Annotated in this window: 16 protein-coding genes; 12 read left to right on the forward strand and 4 right to left on the reverse strand. The window is 33.5% G+C overall.

Going from position 1 to position 15,405, the window contains the following annotated elements; genetic code table 11:
- Positions 1–127: 127 nt before the first annotated feature.
- The 7 genes from ABJF08_RS11795 to ABJF08_RS11825 all read left to right on the forward strand — a co-directional run bounded on the left by ABJF08_RS11795 (position 128) and on the right by ABJF08_RS11825 (position 5,714).
- The gene (locus ABJF08_RS11795) at positions 128–874 is read left to right on the forward strand and encodes a hypothetical protein (RefSeq protein WP_348116427.1); all 747 of its coding nucleotides are present in this window, start codon (positions 128–130) and stop codon (positions 872–874) included.
- A 274-nt stretch (positions 875–1,148) separates the two neighbouring features.
- Positions 1,149–1,673 carry a hypothetical protein gene (locus ABJF08_RS11800; RefSeq protein WP_348116428.1) on the forward strand — a complete coding sequence of 175 codons (525 nt, stop codon included), beginning with the start codon at positions 1,149–1,151 and terminating at the stop codon, positions 1,671–1,673.
- 208 nt (positions 1,674–1,881) lie between these two features.
- Positions 1,882–2,517, forward strand: a complete 636-nt coding sequence (locus ABJF08_RS11805) for a DUF3885 domain-containing protein (protein ID WP_348116429.1) — start codon at positions 1,882–1,884, stop codon at positions 2,515–2,517.
- A gap of 123 nt (positions 2,518–2,640) precedes the next feature.
- A complete protein-coding gene (locus ABJF08_RS11810) occupies positions 2,641–3,105 on the forward strand; it encodes a type II secretion system protein GspG (protein WP_348116430.1) in 465 nt (154 codons plus the stop codon).
- Between the two features lie 50 nt (positions 3,106–3,155).
- Positions 3,156–3,650 carry a redoxin domain-containing protein gene (locus ABJF08_RS11815; RefSeq protein WP_348116431.1) on the forward strand — a complete coding sequence of 165 codons (495 nt, stop codon included), beginning with the start codon at positions 3,156–3,158 and terminating at the stop codon, positions 3,648–3,650.
- 171 nt (positions 3,651–3,821) lie between these two features.
- Positions 3,822–4,817 (forward strand): DUF6588 family protein, encoded by a 996-nt coding sequence (locus tag ABJF08_RS11820; RefSeq protein WP_348116432.1) that lies wholly within the window; start codon positions 3,822–3,824, stop codon positions 4,815–4,817.
- A gap of 279 nt (positions 4,818–5,096) precedes the next feature.
- Positions 5,097–5,714: a hypothetical protein gene (locus ABJF08_RS11825; RefSeq protein ID WP_348116433.1), complete on the forward strand. Its 618-nt coding sequence runs from the start codon at positions 5,097–5,099 to the stop codon at positions 5,712–5,714.
- A gap of 335 nt (positions 5,715–6,049) precedes the next feature.
- On the opposite strand, the gene rplT is transcribed toward ABJF08_RS11825, so the two are convergent.
- From rplT to thrS, 4 genes are all read right to left on the reverse strand, one after another.
- Complete coding sequence (gene rplT / locus ABJF08_RS11830) at positions 6,050–6,394, reverse strand: 50S ribosomal protein L20 (protein ID WP_104515361.1); 345 nt, start codon at positions 6,392–6,394, stop codon at positions 6,050–6,052.
- 106 nt (positions 6,395–6,500) lie between these two features.
- Positions 6,501–6,698 (reverse strand): 50S ribosomal protein L35, encoded by a 198-nt coding sequence (gene rpmI, locus ABJF08_RS11835; protein WP_104515360.1) that lies wholly within the window; start codon positions 6,696–6,698, stop codon positions 6,501–6,503.
- A gap of 492 nt (positions 6,699–7,190) precedes the next feature.
- Entirely contained in the window at positions 7,191–7,703 is a 513-nt protein-coding gene (gene infC, locus ABJF08_RS11840) for a translation initiation factor IF-3 (protein WP_262497515.1), read from the reverse strand.
- Between the two features lie 55 nt (positions 7,704–7,758).
- Complete coding sequence (gene thrS, locus ABJF08_RS11845; RefSeq protein WP_348116434.1) at positions 7,759–9,705, reverse strand: threonine--tRNA ligase; 1,947 nt, start codon at positions 9,703–9,705, stop codon at positions 7,759–7,761.
- 154 nt (positions 9,706–9,859) lie between these two features.
- On the opposite strand from thrS, the gene ABJF08_RS11850 reads away from it, so the two are divergent.
- The 5 genes from ABJF08_RS11850 (at position 9,860) to ABJF08_RS11870 (ending at position 15,320) form a co-directional block, all read left to right on the forward strand.
- Entirely contained in the window at positions 9,860–11,704 is a 1,845-nt protein-coding gene (locus ABJF08_RS11850; RefSeq protein WP_348116435.1) for a hypothetical protein, read from the forward strand.
- A 47-nt stretch (positions 11,705–11,751) separates the two neighbouring features.
- Complete coding sequence (locus tag ABJF08_RS11855; RefSeq protein ID WP_348116436.1) at positions 11,752–12,168, forward strand: hypothetical protein; 417 nt, start codon at positions 11,752–11,754, stop codon at positions 12,166–12,168.
- A gap of 153 nt (positions 12,169–12,321) precedes the next feature.
- On the forward strand, positions 12,322–13,608 hold the full coding sequence (locus tag ABJF08_RS11860; RefSeq protein ID WP_348116437.1) for a DEAD/DEAH box helicase: 1,287 nt from the start codon (positions 12,322–12,324) through the stop codon (positions 13,606–13,608).
- A 280-nt stretch (positions 13,609–13,888) separates the two neighbouring features.
- Complete coding sequence (locus ABJF08_RS11865; RefSeq protein WP_348116438.1) at positions 13,889–14,038, forward strand: hypothetical protein; 150 nt, start codon at positions 13,889–13,891, stop codon at positions 14,036–14,038.
- Positions 14,039–14,780: 742 nt separating this feature from the next.
- On the forward strand, positions 14,781–15,320 hold the full coding sequence (locus ABJF08_RS11870; protein ID WP_348116439.1) for a hypothetical protein: 540 nt from the start codon (positions 14,781–14,783) through the stop codon (positions 15,318–15,320).
- Positions 15,321–15,405: the final 85 nt, after the last annotated feature.

Genomic DNA, 15,405 nt, shown 5'->3' on the forward strand with positions numbered 1-15,405 from the left:
TTGGCTTATTGAGAAAAAATAATAAGTAAATTTTAAAAATTCGGCTTGTGCTTCATCCGAAAATAATTGTTTAATTTACACGCTACGAGCCATACACAAAACCGTTGCCAGTAATAAGATGAAACCTTTGTCTAATATCATACTTTTAGTCTTTTTAGCATCGTCTCTGATTGCTAAGGCTGACCCATTTGCGTATAACGGAAAGGTTTTAATAACAACAGAATCTAAAAATTTTATCGCTAATCATTATCATAATTGGACTTCTGATACGAAAGTCGAATTATATGAAATGATATCGACTGACCAAAATCCGTTTGATGAAAACAACAACTACGGATATATAGAATTAATTGAAAAAAAAACAGGTAAAGTAATTTTCAAAAAGCCAAGTACAGCTTTGACGAAAATAACGATTTCAGAAAACGAAAAACACATTGTCGGAATCTCAAATATTATTGTTTGGAATCCATACCAATTAGTTGTCTATGACATAAATGGAATATTGGTTAAAAAAAGAAACTTCAGCAGTGAAGAATCTAAATTGACTTTAACCCAATACGACGAATTTTCAATTGAATTTCCAAAAGAATGTGAGGACTTAACCGATTTCACTTATTTCAAGGATGGTTTTGTCTATATCGATTTTCTGAGAAAAAATATGCCGAAAAAACTTGGTAAAGCTTGGGGCTATCTATATGACTACATCGCACCAAATCATTTGACACCGAATATCTGGGAAACGACTACAAATTATGTTTACTGGTTTTCCGAAGAGAACCCTGAAATTAATTTGAATTATAACAATGAAAACTTAATTTCAATTGAGATAAATGACCCAGAAAATAAGCAGATTAAAATAGACATTCGCGAATAATTACTATGGGTAGCAAAGAACTGCGATAAAAAACTAGCAAATTTCACTTAATTTCTAACAAGTACACTTCTATAGCAGTCCTGACTTTCCATTAAAAATTAAGTGCTCTTCTATTATAACTCATTCCTATAGAACACCTGTAAGGCGCATAAATTCTTAATTTGTTTTGTACTTTCACATCTACAACCTTAACCAAAATAAAAGCTTACCAATGTAATGCCGCACTCGTATGATAGCTTTGGCTGTTGTGTATAATTATAACAAACCAAAATAAATGGGGATATTTGATAAATTATTTAACAAAAAAAAGGAAGTAATTGATTTTCCTCCTATACCTAAATGGAAACCGAATTTACCTATCGATTTGAATCTTATTTTAGAAAAATCTAAGTATTATACTGATAAAAAAATACAGATTGCGGTTTTTGAAAATGGAACTGTAATAATGTTTCCTGAAAGAGTTTCTGACATTAACTCCTCTGCTTTAGAAACACTTGATAAAATTTACAATACTCATCCTGATTTTAACCCAACGGAAATGGATGATGGAAATTATACTATTCAATATAATGAGCCTGCCTTCAATATTGTTTTTAAAGAGGAAATTGAAAATCACTGGAAATATATTGACAAAAATCATATTGACGGAATTTGTACTGACGAAGTTCTGATTAACGCAAACGGAGAACATAACGTATTTAATGAAATCGGAAAAATCTGTCTTTTCGGACGTACTAAAATGTTTATGGATGCTCAAAATCCAAAAGTAGTTCTGACCTTCGATAATATGGATAAATAACTGTACACAATACTATATTTAGCAAATAGGGCGATTAGTTTTTAATCGAAAGGCTATGGTTTTATTTGCTGAAACCAACAAATTTTAATTTGGCTTTTAAGAATGAAAAGATAAATAACAAAATGTACAAAATTGGCTCTATCCTTAATTTGAAATGTAGAATCTTTTTTTACTCTACATTTCATATACTGAGCCGTTAACAATAATAATGAAAGAAACTCTCGAACAAGAATTAAACTATTTAGGTTCATCAATCAAACTGACTGATTTTAATTCAATTGAACGTGAACTTAAATATCATTTGAGATTTGAATTGGGAGACCCACTCGAAAATGGAACTATTGAACGAGTAAACCAAGCAACTAAAAGAGCAACAGAACTATTTGAAAATTATATCAATGAAAAGTCTGATTTGTATGTTATTATTTATGACTTAAATGACGAAATATTTGCTCGAACGCAAAATCATATTCACGAACTTTTAAGCAAGGATGAAATCCGACACGAAACTTATAATGAAAAATTAGCTTTGCGATATTTTGCGCATGAAACAGATATTGAATGGACAAAAGGAAAATTGACAATTTATTTGGCGGATAGAAACAAAATTGAGTACTCTAAAATTTTTAATGGGATTGCAAATACCGAAATGGGATTTTCACCAAAAATTCATCAATTAGTATACTTTTTTCAACCACAAACGAAAAAATGGTTTTGGATGTATGATGACAGAGGTTGTTTAATGTTTAGCGAAGAAAAATCAGATTTAAAAGCCAATTTAATTAAGTTTGACAATTGGATTGTTGAGGCGCAGAGAAGTGAAATGGAGAAGCAATTCGAATAAATTACTATTGCTAACAAACAACCGCGCTAAAAAACAAGCGAACTCCACTTAAATTTCTTACAAGCACTTCTATATCCATCATCATACACAAAACCTTTACTGGCTCTTAAAATCTATACAATCATGTACGATTTAGTTTCTATTCTTGTAGATTTTGCTTTGTTACGCAAAGATTATAAGCATAGAAAAAATATAGAAAAGTTAGAAAAAGAAGATGGTATTAAACGACCATTTCAAAAATATATGATGCGGCCCAGTGTTGTTATATACTTGATCGTTCTATTTCTTGCTCTAGTATTAATGATACTTTTTATAACTTATCAAAGAACAATTACCTATCCTAAAAATACCCAACAAGAAATAATGGTCATTGCAGGTAGGGTAGAGAATTGGTATGAGATAAATGGTAGTTATCCTAGTGTTTTAGAAGAGTTGATAGGTAGTAATCCTATTCGTAAAGAATGGAAAACAGACGCTTGGAAAAGAGAGTATCAATTTACTTTGTCTGATGATGGGAAAAGTTTCTTTATCTCATCTGCTGGAGCAGATGGTAAACATGGAACTAATGACGATATAAATTCTTATTAGATGGAGTTGTATTTTTATAGTAAATTGAACCAATCAAAACCAACCGTCACATGAAAAACTTCATCGTATTACTTATTGCTTTATTCACCATTTCAACCTATGCACAAGAAAAAGAGTTGTGGGCAAAATCCATTCTTAATGAAAAAGCGCCTGAACTAGTAGTAGAGAAATGGCTGTCAGATATTCCAGATACCGAAGGGAAATTTGTTCTTATAGATTTTTGGGCTACCTGGTGTGGACCATGTATTAAAGCAATTCCAGAATTGAATTCATATCAAAAAGAATTTAAAGATAAACTCGTTGTAATAGGACTAAGTGATGAACCAGAGGCAAAGGTTAAAAAGCATAAAAGACCAAAAATAGAATATTACAGCGCTATAGATACTCAAAGTAGATTAAACAATGAGCTAGAAGTAAGAGGTATACCTCACTGCATTTTAATAGATCCTGATGGTATAGTGAGATGGGAAGGCTACCCTTTATTAACCGGTTATGAGCTCACATCAGATGTGATTGCAAAGGTTATTGAAGACTATAAAAAGTAGAGGTTTTAAGTCTAATTCTTAGAATATAAAAGCTTTTAAAGTGTTGTTTGACTTTTGATTGTTCAAAAGGAAATATGATTTGAATAGAGGAATTATGATTGAAAATCAACTAAAAATATCTCCTATAATAATCTCAATTAACATTTGTACATTTGACTCATAAGCCCATCCATGAAAAATTATTACTTCCTTACCGTTTTTTTAATTTCATTAATTAGTTTTAAGAATAGTAATGCTCAGACAGACGTAGAGAACGTCCTAACAGATATACTCTTTATTCTAGACGGTTATAACGATCCTGCTGCAGAGGCTAGTGTCATGCAAACAGGCGCAGGATGGTTCCATACCGCAAAATCTCTGGACAAATTTAAAATTAACGTCTCTGCTGGTATAAGCGGTCTTCCTTTTCCTTCTAATAAAAAGAGTTTCAATGTACAAGAATCTGACTTTAATAATCTAGATATAAGAGGTGAAGACCAGGCATCTATACCTACAGCATTAGGTGGACAGAAACGCGTGTTTTTTGATTTTATGATAGATGGTGAGACCTATGAATTTCAGGCGTTTTCTGGTTTAAATACCGATTTCTTTGCCTTTCCTTATATACAAGGACAGGTAGGATTATGGAAAGAGACAGAGCTAACTTTAAGATATGCGCCTCAAATCACTATCGAGCGTTCTAGTTATGCTGTTTATGGAGTAGGCCTTAAACACAATCTATCTCAATACTTTTTTAAAGAAAATCGCAGTTTTGATTTGGCTTTTTATACCAACTACAGTCTTACCGATCTTAACCTAGGTTATGATGAGCCACTGGATTTAGAGCCACAAGATGGTGGTGCGCCATTAGCAATTATAGATGGATCGCTTATTGATTTCCACTCCATAAACGCTGGACTTGTGGCTAGTAAAGATGTCAATAAATGGACATTTTCTACAGCGGTTAATTATAATACCAGTTGGGTGGATTACAGTTTAACAGGAGAAGACGGTATATTTTTCAACCTTTTCAATAACGTGCTTACCACTCTTAGCGAGACTAAGCATTCATTTAAGGTAGATGCTGGCGCTGCCTATCAAATCGCCCCTAGGTGGAATTTAAACACACAATTAAGCGTTGGTCAGTTTACTAACCTTAACATAAGTGGTGTTTATAATATCAATTAATTTATTTTTATAAAGGCTATTTATAATTCCGCTTTCGCGAAAGCGGAACAACCATCCATCTACTTATATCTTAACTAATTTAAGAAATATGATAAGTTGTAAAACGCGCTTAATTTGGCATATTTATAAGTAATTTGACCATTTTAACTACTATTTTCCTTAATTCTGTTAAAAAATGATGCTTTTTTAGAAAACCATTGTGAACTTCTATGCGGACCTAACTTCTTATAGCCTGTAACTTTGTACTGTAATAAATAACTAATTTAAAAATACAGACAAATGAAAAAGACAATCATAACAACACTAGCAATCGCAGGATTATTGACTATTTCAAATGTAAATGCACAAGAAACCTACAAGCCTGCCGAAGGTGTAAACACAGGAGTCACTAAGGATATTAACGGTACTGCCGACGATTTAAAAGATGAAGGTATAGTAGGAGTGAGTGGATGGAGTAGTTTTAATACCCTGTCAAATCACGTATACATGCTAGAAGGTAAAGACTTTGATACGACACGAGAGATTATACCATTAATGAGTTCTAATATCATGATGCTAGACGACACCATGCCCGAGTGGTTAATGACCGAGGAGATTATGGAAGATGTCATGGATGTGCAAAAAGATTATGTAGAGTTAATGAATGGTACAAAAATGACCAGTCATGAATTTGAAGAAAATCTAGAAGAAGTTATCGAGCAGTATGAGGATTTAAGAGAAGAAGTAGGAGAGACTGTACAAGAATATAATAATGTACAAGCAGACGCGATGGAAGAATATATGGAAGAAATCGAGAACGATAGATCGTATCGTAAAAACATGCAAGATGCCTCAGAAGAATATGAAGAAGAGATTAAAGGCTTAAATAAAATTACTGATTTAGAAATGAAGAAATAGTAATCACTCCATAATTGATAATTGAAAAACCGATGTTATAGCATCGGTTTTTTTATGTCAGAGTTTTTCTGTTTTCATTTAACTGAGTTGTATAAAACTAGCTTATCGAAACACCTTGTTCTCTAGTTTAAGTAAATAAAGTGTAGAGTAAGAACTCTTAAGCAATGAACATATAGTGTCAGTTAACTATAATGTGTTGTCTAAAAATACGAGCTACCGATAAGGCAAGATTTAATTGAGTAGTGCTAGATATAATTCATTTAAATTAAGGCATAAAAAAATCCCCATCATTGCTGATGAGGATTTTTATTACGAGAGATGGTTGTTAAACCTAATTATTTTACTTTGTTTACTACTGCTTCAAAAGCTTCAGGGTGATTCATAGCAAGATCTGCAAGAACTTTACGATTTAACTCGATGTTGTTCTTTTTAACAGCTCCCATGAATGCTGAGTAGCTCATTCCGTGCATACGAGCACCAGCGTTGATACGCGTGATCCATAGTCTACGGAAAGTTCTTTTCTTGTTTCTTCTATCGCGGTAAGAATAAGCCATAGCTTTATCTACTGCATTCTTTGCTACTGTCCATACGTTTTTACGACGTCCGAAGTAACCTTTTGCCTGTTTTAGGACTTTTTTTCTACGAGCTCTACGAGCTACTGCGTTTACTGATCTTGGCATAATTTAATTTTTTAACAGCAGGCGATCCATTTCTAGATTCTTTTATTGTGCTCTACTATTGGGTTATTGTGTGAATTAATAAACCATCAAGGTTTACAAAAATGTCTTACTTAAGACGTAACTGTAACTTGATATTTGGTTCGTCTGCTTTGTGCACAAGTGTAGAGTGCGTTAAAGCTAACTTACGTTTCTTACTCTTTTTAGTCAGGATGTGACTTTTAAAAGCGTGTTTTCTTTTGATTTTTCCAGAACCAGTAAGCTTAAAACGCTTCTTAGTACTAGATTTTGTTTTCATCTTAGGCATAATTTCCTTTTTTAAATTCTCGTATTCCTTTCTCTTAAACTGCTTTTTGTTTCTTAAACCCTATTAAATCAGTGAGTTATTAGAGATGATTAAGATACAAATACACGGTCCTCAATTAAGGATTGCAAAAATAGGTTTTTATTTAGAAATGGCATTACAAAACATCAATTTATTCCTACTCGATCATTGAATTTTCATAGCTTGTTTTCCTTCTTGTTACTTATCCTCATTATTAAGTTATGGTCATGTAGCTTTAAGGTAAATAGAGTTTCAATCTTCCTTCATGCTTTCTGGATAACTAGCACGTAGTTTAGGTGGCATGCGTGTAGCAGACTTCTCTTTTTGGATGTAAAAGATCTAATTCAAGTAATCTCTAATTACTTGAATTATTGAAACAAGAAAAGACTGTCTCGTTTTCAGAGACAGTCTTTTAAATTTTAAATATCTACTTTCTACGTTACTATCATTTTTCAATAACAGTAACTAGTAAGATTATTTCTTCTTAGGAGCGATAAACATATTCATACGTTTACCTTCCATTTTAGGCATTTGTTCTACTTTACCTAGTTCTTCAAGATCTTGAGCAAGTCTTAAAAGTAAGATTTCTCCTTGATCTTTATAGATAATAGAACGCCCTTTAAAGAATACATAAGCTTTTAATTTAGCACCTTCTTTAAGGAACTTCTCACCATGTTTTCTTTTAAACTCGTAATCATGATCATCAGTGTTAGGTCCAAAACGGATCTCCTTAATCACCACTTTACTAGCGTTTTGCTTTATTACTTTCTCACGCTTTTTCTGTTCATAGACGAATTTCTTATAGTCCATGATCTTTGCAACTGGTGGGTCGGCATTAGGAGAGATCTCAACTAAGTCAAGTTCTTTTTCCTGCGCCTCCTTAAGTGCATCACGTGTATCCATAACACGAGGTTCTCCATCGCCTACTAGGCGTACTTTTCTCGCACGTATCTTTTCATTGATTGCGTGCTTGTCTTCTTTGATAATTCGAGCCGGACCACGGCTTCTGCGTCTACGTATTGCTATGACTATATAATTTTAATTAAACTTCAAATGTTTTTATCGTTTCAGAGATTTTCTTTTGAACTAGTGCTGTAAAATCTGCAACACTCATTGCTCCTAAGTCTTCTCCACCATGTTTTCTAACAGAAACTGTACCATCTTTTTCTTCCTGCTCACCTACGATAAGCATATATGGCAATTTATTCATTTCTGCCTCACGGATTTTTTTACCCATGGTTTCTGCACGGTTATCAACTGCTGTGCGAATTTCGTTAATTTCTAGGGAATTTGCCACTTGTTTAGCATAATTTTCATATTTCTCACTGAGTGACAGAATAGTACACTGCTCTGGCATCAGCCATAGTGGGAAATTACCGCCAGTATGCTCTAATAAAATAGCTATAAAACGTTCCATACTACCAAAAGGTGCTCTGTGTATCATAACTGGTCTATGTGACTCGTTATCAGCGCCTTTATATGATAGATCAAAGCGTTCTGGTAAATTGTAATCTACTTGTATAGTACCTAACTGCCAGCTTCTTCCTAGGGCATCTTTCACCATAAAGTCTAATTTAGGACCATAAAAGGCAGCTTCACCTTCTTCTATCACATAGTCTAGACCTTTATCTTTTGCCGCACTGATAATTGCATTTTCTGCAATTTCCCAGTTTTTAGTATCACCTATATATTTTTCTGGCTTTTTAGGATCGCGTATACTTACTTGTGCCGTAAAGTTTTCAAATCCTAAAGAACCGAATACATAAAGTACGAGATCTATTACCGCTTTAAATTCTTTATCCAGTTGCTCTGGCATACAGAATATGTGTGCATCATCTTGAGTAAAACCACGTACACGAGTTAAACCATGTAATTCACCACTTTGCTCATATCTATATACCGTACCGAATTCTGCAAAACGTTTTGGTAAATCTCTATAAGACCATTGTGTACTTTTATAAATCTCACAGTGGTGAGGGCAGTTCATTGGTTTTAATAAAAACTCTTCACCTTCATTAGGGGTTGTAATAGGTTGGAAAGAATCTGCTCCATATTTTTCATAGTGACCAGATGTTTCATAAAGTTCTTTAGAACCTATGTGAGGTGTTACCACCATTTCATAACCAGCTTTTTTCTGAGCCTTTTTTAAGAAATCTTCCAGTCTCTCACGTAGTGCAGCACCTTTAGGTAACCATAAAGGTAACCCTTGACCTACACGTTGAGAAAAAGTAAATAATTGTAATTCTTTACCTAATTTTCTATGGTCGCGTTTTTTTGCTTCTTCTATAAGGGCAAGGTATTCTTTTAAGTCTTTCTGTTTTGGGAAAGAAGTTCCGTATAAACGTGTCAGTTGCTGGTTGTTCTCATCACCACGCCAGTATGCACCAGCTATACTCATGATTTTTACCGCTTTGATTATTCCTGTGTTAGGAACGTGTCCACCGCGACATAAATCTGTAAAAGTATCGTGATCACAAAAAGTAATATCTCCATCAGTAAGGTTTTCAATTAACTCTACCTTAAAGGTATTATCTTGATCCTTATAGAATTGAATAGCATCTGCTTTAGAAACACTACGCATAGTAAACTCATGTTTACCACGAGCTATTTCTAGCATGCGAGCTTCTATTTTAGGTATATCAGATTCAGAGATCGAGTGCTCTTTAAAATCGATATCATAATAAAAACCGTTATCTATTGCAGGTCCTATTGTAAGACTTACTCCTGGGAATAATTCTTCAACAGCTTGTGCCATAATGTGAGAAGTAGAGTGCCAGAAAGCCTCTTTTCCTTCAGGATTACTAAAGGTGAATAGAACCAGGTTACCATCTTCTGTAAGAGGTGTTTTGGTCTCTACCTTAGTACCATTAAAGCTTGCGCTTATTACGTTACGAGCAAGTCCTTGTGATATGCTCATTGCGACGTCCATAGGAGTGGAGCCGCTTTCCATTTCTTTAATACTGCCGTCTGGCAATGTAATGTTAATCATAACTACAAAATATGTGCTGTAAAGGTAAACTCTTTAGAGAAATTTGCAATTATTTAATTCAACAGTTTTTTAAGTTCTTTAATCGTTTTTAGTACCTAGGGAATAGGCTGTTATAAAGATATTTACGTACTTTTATTTCTCAATTCTATATTACATGACTTCATTATTAGGGAAATGGAAGTTGTGCTTATTGCTATTTGTTTTGGGTAATTCCGCTTTCGCGAAAGCGGAAACGCATCCAACAACAGTTCTATGCAACAACTTTTCTATCGCAAACACACAAACGTATACGCTAGATCTAACGGTAGATCGCGACCAAATATTCTCATTATTTAAAGATTTAAAATCGCAGTATGGAATATCTTGTTCTATAAACGCATATAAACGTAAATCTGGAGTTACAAGTAAAATAGGTATAGAGCTAATAAGTAGTACTGGTGTTGTGTATCATGTTTTTGAAGAGAATAGTGATGGTATAAAAGACATATGCCTAGAGATAGATAAGTTAACTAAAAGCGTCATTTATTTTGATCATTGTGATGTAGAAAACGATTCTAGCATTGCAACTCATACTACCATTATCAACAGACAACAAATAGATGATAAAAAGCCTAAAAGTACCAATACAAATTTAGAGTCAGTACAAGAACAACTGGCACAGATAAATGGACAAGAAATGGTGCTTCTAAAGGATGAGATAAATAAAGCAAAAAAAGAAAAGCAAGCTCTAAGATCTCAAATAACCAAAGCTAGAGCTGAAAAACTAAAAGAAGAAAAACGACTCGCACTTTTACAAAAAAAAGAGCGCCTCGCCACTACAGTTACTAAGGCAAGAGAACGCAAGGCTCAGGCAGCCGCAGCCGCACTAGAATTACGTAAAAGAAAACAAGAAGAGTTACAGGCAAAGCAAATGCTACAAAAACGTGAGAAAGAGGCTGCTAGAATAGAAAAATTAGAAGAAGAACGCTTGCGTATAATTGAGGAAACAGAAGCGTTAAGACGCACAAATTTAATCGAACAAGAAAGACTTTTAAAAATAAAAGAAGATAGAGAGGCTGCACAAAGAGTTGCAAATCTCAAGGATCAAAATATGAAAGAATCTAAAGAAAGTCTTGCTCAAATAAAAGAGGCGAGAAAATTAGATTATCGAGAGGAGCGAGCGACATCAAAGGCTCTTGAAAAACAACGCCTCACTGCCGAAGAGCTTAAAAAGCAAGAGATAAGACTCGCAAATGAGGAGCTAGACGCAGTAAGAAGAAACCAAGAAGTAGAGTTAGAAAAGTTAGAATATGAAAAAGCCAAAGCTTTAGAAATTTCTAAAAAACTCAAAGAACAAGAGATGGTAAAAGAACTGGATCGCATACAGAGAGAACGAGATCTAGCCGAAAAAACTCTTAATGTGATCAACGAGAACTATCAAGAACGCCTAGCCGGACTCGATAAATTAGAATCTTTGATGAAAGAGAGCACGGATCTTATTACCGAAGAAAATATCGTAGAAAAACCTATAGCCGAGGGAACTCTTATTTTTAAAGCAGAGCAGTGTTTCTATACCGTATATAAAGATAGAACGATAATTTTTAATACCATGGGAAGAGAGCTTTTAACTCTAGACTTGCCTTATGAAGAGGAATTGATTACTGGTAAGGTTTTCTATAAAAAGAAAAGTCGCAATTATAAATTTAATGGTAATGTATTGATTATTGAAAATACTCAAAACGTAGCAGAACAACTATCCTTTAGAACTAATAAGACCTATACCATTACCGCTCAATACACGGCAAAACAGTTTGAAGATTTAGTGAAAAACCTAGTAGAGTCTGGACATGATTTTTCAAATTTAGAATACAAAACTTTAGTAGGTAATAACAGTATTTACAAGCTGTCTTTTAAAATTGATGATCAAAATTATTCTTTTGAAGAATCGCAAGGAATTACAGATATTGAGCTTATTGATAATGTGAAAGAAGGAAAGGTTTTCATAAGAAAAGCCTCCTAAATAATAAAATGACCTGAGGTTTGATGTGCTTTTATCAAACCCAACCCATGAAAAAGCTATTAATTCTCATTGCTCTCACCTCGTTAATAACTAGTTGTGATCCATTCTTCGACTGTATTATCGATAATCGACCACAACTTAATGATAAGGTATTGTCTAATGGTTTTAGAGATTTTTATTATGAAGATAGTCTCAATGCAGAGATTAATAATGACCCTACAGATAACTCTTATTATTACTATTTTTCTGTAGATGGATTACCTGCCGGTATGGATTATGAGTCTTATGGTCGTGAGTTGGTTATCTTCGGTACGCCTAGAGTTTCAGGGCATTTTACTCTAGATGTTTACTTAAACGTAGAGGCACCAGAAAGTTATTATGATGACGATGACGGTCTCTTTGAAGATGGAGATGATTTGTGTAAAGATAGTACCAGTAGGCAATATAATTTAAGAATTCAATAGGCTTATTTTATATAGATAGTTAGATGTAATTCCGCTTTCGCGAAAGCGGAATAAACACCTTTATCATACCTCATAAATAAAGTATCGTTAAGAAAACAACTCTTTGATACGGTAATAGTTGCAATAGCTTACCTTTGCAGTTCAATATTATACATGACATTTAAAGAATTAGGGTTAGTAGAACCCATCTTGCGAGCTTTGCAAGACCAAGGATATGAACGTCCTACACCTATACAAGCACAAGCCATTCCAGTTTTATTAGAAGGAAAAGATTTACTAGGCTGTGCACAGACTGGAACCGGTAAAACTGCTGCGTTTTCCATTCCCATCGTTCAAGATTTATATAATCGTGCGCCACCTAAAGGTAAAAGGCGTATTAAAACACTAGTAGTAACGCCTACAAGAGAGCTTGCTATACAGATAGGTGAGAACTTTACAGCTTACACAAAGTATACTGATATTAAAAATACAGTCATCTTTGGTGGTGTAAAACAAACCTCACAAGTATACAAATTACATCAAGGAGTCGATGTGCTAGTTGCTACTCCAGGTAGATTACTAGATTTAATAAACCAGCGTTATATCTCGTTAGATCACATAGAGCATTTTGTGCTGGATGAGGCAGACCAGATGCTAGACATGGGGTTCATACACGACATTAAAAAGTTGTTGAAAATTCTACCTACAAAAAGACAGTCTTTATTTTTTAGTGCTACTATGCCTAGCAGTATAGTAAAATTATCTAATGAAATATTAGGTAACCCTGCTAGAGTAACCATCGCACCAGAAAAGACTACTGCAGAGAAAGTAGAGCAAAGAATCTATCACGTTAATAAAAAGAACAAGACAAAACTCTTAGTTAGTTTATTAAGTGATGAGTTAAATGGGCCGACGCTAGTTTTTTCTAGAACAAAGCATGGAGCAAATAAGATCGTAAAAGACCTTGATAAAGCTGGTATTAAAAGTGCCGCTATACATGGTAATAAATCTCAGGCAGCGAGACAAAGAGCTTTAAAGCAATTTAAAGATGGAGAGCTTACGGCGCTTATAGCAACAGATATAGCCGCTCGTGGAATTGATATCGATGAGTTGAGTTATGTAGTAAATTATGACCTACCTAACGTACCAGAATCTTATGTACATAGAATAGGTAGAACTGGTAGAGCAGGAGCAAGCGGTCTAGCCGTTTCTTTCTGTATGCTAGAAGAGCGTCCTTTCTTAAAAGACATTGAGAAATTGATAAAAACGAGTATTCCTGTAGTGGAAGATCACGATTTTGAATTTAAAATGGAAGATGCTGCAGAGCCTAGTCTTAAAAAACAAGGAGGTGGACGTGGTCGTTCTCAAGGAAGAAATAACAATAGATCTAAGAGTGGCGGTAGTAAAGGTTCTTCTAAAAGTGGAGGTTCTGGTCGCAATAGCAGTCGCAATCGTAGATAATAGTTGTTCTAGTATTTAAATAGAATAAGGAATAATCAGTATTTTATAAAAGTCTTTTGTCATTAGATAAAAGGCTTTTTTTGTGCGAATAATTTAGGTTTTTGTGATAAAGAGTTTATAAAGATGTGTTTTGGTATTGAAATGTGATTCTTTAATCAAAATAGATATATGTTAATTGTTTTTGTAATCGAGGAATAATAGAACATAAATGAGGAATCATGTGCGATAAAGTAAGCTTTAAAATGTCGCAACTTTGTACCATCACTTAAAAACAATTATTATGAAAACTCAAATAAAATCTATATTCAACCTTATTGAAATATTTAGAACAGGAAAAAGAAAAGTAAAACAAGCTATAAAACCAGAATTATACTGTAAAACTAATAGTGTCCAAGATTACTACTGTGATCAAGAACATATAGGTATTTAATAAAGTAAATACACATCTCCATATTTTCTATATATTTGCACCATCATGAAAAACAATACAATACATAACAACTTACGTCAAGAAGTACCTTCTTGGACAGATCTAGGAGGAGATTTTCCTTTGAGATCGAGTGGTTATCTATTTGTTTTTGACCCTATGTAAGATTTAATTACACAGGTAAAACATAAAGAAAAGCGCTTGATCGATAGATCAAGCGTTTTTTTTTTGTGGGTCTTTCAAAATTTTTTCAAAGAAAATGAATGCGAAAAAATAAATGAGTCCATATCCTAAAACCATAACTATCAACGCGATAGTAAAATGGCAATTATCTGCACCTTGCGGACAGGTTTTCTAGTGCCTATTTTAAAATTTATACATTTGATTATCAATAAATTAAATCTAATTTTTATTTGGTTATTAGAAAATAACGACATTATATTTGCACCGCATTTAAGAAAAATGCAAAACAATTAATTAAAACAAGAAGTTGATGTTATACACACAAACACATATAGGTTTCCCGTCTTTAGAAGACGAGCTGCCTAGAGCCAAAGGGCTTACACGACTTCGGTATTCTTTTTATTGACTAACTAGATATCAATAATGGAAAAATCCGAAGCCAATGAAAAATTTAAAAAATCATGTTTCGGATTTTTTTATGCGATAAACTCAAATAAAAATACCACATAAAGAAATCCTTAACGCACACTAGAGGTCATTTTTACCTCTTAATAAAACAGTTATGGACACTATTACACATAATACTTACTTAATTAAAGCCTTAAATAATTTTGAGTGGGATCTAGAAGAAACCGTAGAGTCATTGAACTATGCACTCTCTTATGATCCTGAAAATGCTTACACTTTATTTACCATGGCGCGATTACAAGCAGAGCGTTTTTCTAATTATCCTGCGGCAAAGGACTATTATGCACAAGCATTGTCTAAAAACCTAGATCTAGTAAACGCCTATCCTAAATACGTAAGTGTATTGATCTTAAATGAAGAGTATCATGAAGCGATGCGATTAATAGATTTTGCTTTAAAAATTCAAGGAACTAATAAAGCCTATTTATATATGCAGTTAGGTCTTGTTCTAGAACGTTTGGGAAAATATAGACTTGCAGTTAAGATAATGAAACAGGCTTATTTAATAGCAAATGATGAACTTAATGAACATATAGATCATCAATTAAAACGTATTAAAGAAAAGATTAAAAGAACTAGAGAAACTTCTAAGAAAACTAAAGGCAAGAAAAAAGCCAAAAAGAAAAAGAAGTAGCACTAGATAAAAGATACTTTTCTTTTAAAAACATCATTCAAATTTAGAACCTGTGTTTCTGTATAGCACGGTAGTATCATGTCCT

The sequence above is a fragment of the Nonlabens sp. genome (assembly GCF_039941875.1).
Lineage (GTDB): Bacteria > Bacteroidota > Bacteroidia > Flavobacteriales > Flavobacteriaceae > Nonlabens.

Bases quoted from the DNA above. Each gene is read 5' to 3' on its own strand.
- ABJF08_RS11800 (WP_348116428.1), top strand. From the start codon at position 1,149: ATGGGGATATTTGATAAATTATTTAACAAAAAAAAGGAAGTAATTGAT.
- ABJF08_RS11805 (WP_348116429.1), top strand. From the start codon at position 1,882: ATGAAAGAAACTCTCGAACAAGAATTAAACTATTTAGGTTCATCAATC.
- ABJF08_RS11810 (WP_348116430.1), top strand. From the start codon at position 2,641: ATGTACGATTTAGTTTCTATTCTTGTAGATTTTGCTTTGTTACGCAAA.
- ABJF08_RS11815 (WP_348116431.1), top strand. From the start codon at position 3,156: ATGAAAAACTTCATCGTATTACTTATTGCTTTATTCACCATTTCAACC.
- ABJF08_RS11820 (WP_348116432.1), top strand. From the start codon at position 3,822: ATGAAAAATTATTACTTCCTTACCGTTTTTTTAATTTCATTAATTAGT.
- ABJF08_RS11825 (WP_348116433.1), top strand. From the start codon at position 5,097: ATGAAAAAGACAATCATAACAACACTAGCAATCGCAGGATTATTGACT.
- rplT (WP_104515361.1), bottom strand. From the start codon at position 6,394: ATGCCAAGATCAGTAAACGCAGTAGCTCGTAGAGCTCGTAGAAAAAAA.
- rpmI (WP_104515360.1), bottom strand. From the start codon at position 6,698: ATGCCTAAGATGAAAACAAAATCTAGTACTAAGAAGCGTTTTAAGCTT.
- thrS (WP_348116434.1), bottom strand. From the start codon at position 9,705: ATGATTAACATTACATTGCCAGACGGCAGTATTAAAGAAATGGAAAGC.
- ABJF08_RS11850 (WP_348116435.1), top strand. From the start codon at position 9,860: ATGACTTCATTATTAGGGAAATGGAAGTTGTGCTTATTGCTATTTGTT.
- ABJF08_RS11855 (WP_348116436.1), top strand. From the start codon at position 11,752: ATGAAAAAGCTATTAATTCTCATTGCTCTCACCTCGTTAATAACTAGT.
- ABJF08_RS11860 (WP_348116437.1), top strand. From the start codon at position 12,322: ATGACATTTAAAGAATTAGGGTTAGTAGAACCCATCTTGCGAGCTTTG.
- ABJF08_RS11865 (WP_348116438.1), top strand. From the start codon at position 13,889: ATGAAAACTCAAATAAAATCTATATTCAACCTTATTGAAATATTTAGA.
- ABJF08_RS11870 (WP_348116439.1), top strand. From the start codon at position 14,781: ATGGACACTATTACACATAATACTTACTTAATTAAAGCCTTAAATAAT.